Here is a 1,838-nt window from a genome sequence, read left to right as displayed (position 1 = left end):
CCGGGACGACCGTCCGGCGCGCGGCTTTGACCGGGACGACCGTCCGGCGCGCGGCTTTGACCGCGGCGACTCCGGCCCCCGCCAGTTCGGCCGCGACCGCCCCGAAGACCGCCCGGTCCGTGTCCCCAATGCCCGCGATCTCCGCAGCGCCAACCGTCCCGACCGCGAGCGGTCACCGCAGATCGACGACGACGTCACGGGCAAGGAACTGGACCGCGCCACGCAGCACCAGATCAAGACCCTTGAGGACAACAGCGCCGAGTGGGTGGCCCGTCACCTCGTCATGGCCGGACGCCTGATCGACGACGAGCCTGAGCTTGCGTTCCAGCACGCCCTCGCGGCCAGCCGCCGCGGTGGCCGCCTCGCAGCTGTCCGGGAAGCCGTGGGCCTGACCGCCTACGCTGCCGGCCACTACGGCGAAGCCCTGCGCGAGTTCCGCACCTACCGGAGGATCAGCGGCTCCAACATGCACCTGCCCGTCATGGCAGACTGCGAACGTGGACTCGGCCGGCCCGACCGCGCCCTGGAAATGGCACGCTCCGAAGAAGCCAAGGACCTCGATGCCCCCGGCAAGGCTGAGCTGGCCATTGTGGCCGCCGGCGCCCGGACCGACCTCGGCCAGCTCGACGCCGCCGTCTCCGAACTGGAAATCGTCCAGCTCGACATCAACCGTGCTTTCTCCTACAGCCCGCGCCTCTTCCGCGCCTACGCCGAGGCGCTGGCCGCGGTGGGCCGCACGGCTGAAGCGGAGAAGTGGCAGCGCCAGGCCGCCGTCGCCGAGAACGCCCTCGGCCTCGATGTCGCGGAGGATCCGGACATCATCGACCTCGGTTGGGACGAGGAAGAGGAAGCGCGTGAGGAAGCACAGCAGCGCCGGCTCCTTGCCGAGCAGGCTGCCCAGCGGTCCGCTCCGGCTGCTGAAGAGCAGGCACCGCGTGCTGCCAGCGCCGAGGCCGTTGCCGGTCTCCAGGAATCACCTGAAACGTCAGCGAACGCTGTTGACGAAGGATCGGACGACGCCGAATCCGACTTCTGGGAGTCCGACGACGCTGAATCCGACGACGACTCCGTGGAAAAGGACGCACTGGACCGCTCCGAGGTACTGTCCGGTGACGTGTCCGGCGAGACCGGACACGGCTCCCACGACGACGATTCCCCGGAAGACGACACACACGACGCCGACTCCCGCGAGCCGGAACGCACCGAAGGCTGAACTGGAATGGCAGCACCGGAGCTGATTTCGACCTTCGACGCCCTCCTGGCCGATCTCGACGGCGTCGTCTATGCGGGCCCGCACGCCATACCGGGTGCGGTGGAGTCCCTGCGCAGGCTCGCCGGGATCGGCGTCGGCTTGGGCTACGTCACGAACAACGCCTCCCGGACGCCCGCGCAGGTGGCGCAGCACCTGCGCGATCTGGGCGCGCCGGCGGAGGACCACCAGGTGGTCAGCTCCTCGCAGGCAGCAGGGGAACTGCTGGCTTCCCTGCTGCCGGCGGGTGCCCGGGTCCTGATTACCGGCGGGGACTCCCTCGCGCAGGAGATTGAACTCGCGGGGATGGTGCCGGTCCGCAGCGAATCGGAGCAACCCGTCGCCGTCGTGCAGGGCTTCCATCCGGATGTCGGCTGGAAAGACCTCGCGGAAGCCGCGTACGTTGTTGCCGGCGGCGCCTTGTGGGTGGCCACCAACACGGACATGTCCATTCCCCAGGCCCGCGGCATGGCACCCGGCAACGGGACTTTGGTCGCGGCCGTGGCCGCCGCCACCGGGCAGCGGCCCCTGGTCGCCGGCAAGCCGGAAGCGCCGTTGTTCCACGCGGCCGCGAAACGGCTGGCTGCCG

1 protein-coding gene and 1 pseudogene are annotated in these 1,838 nt (G+C 70.1%); both read left to right on the top strand.

The window, feature by feature from the left end; all coding sequences use genetic code 11:
• A pseudogene (locus K789_RS0104185) lies at nucleotides 1–1,213 on the top strand (hypothetical protein); the annotation flags it as partial.
• 6 nt (nucleotides 1,214–1,219) lie between these two features.
• A partial coding sequence (locus tag K789_RS0104180) for an HAD-IIA family hydrolase (protein ID WP_024365658.1) occupies nucleotides 1,220–1,838 on the top strand: 619 nt, incomplete at its 3' end.

Source organism: Arthrobacter sp. TB 26, assembly GCF_000427315.1.
Taxonomy (GTDB): domain Bacteria; phylum Actinomycetota; class Actinomycetes; order Actinomycetales; family Micrococcaceae; genus Arthrobacter.
This window is presented reverse-complemented; position numbering and strand designations above follow the sequence as displayed.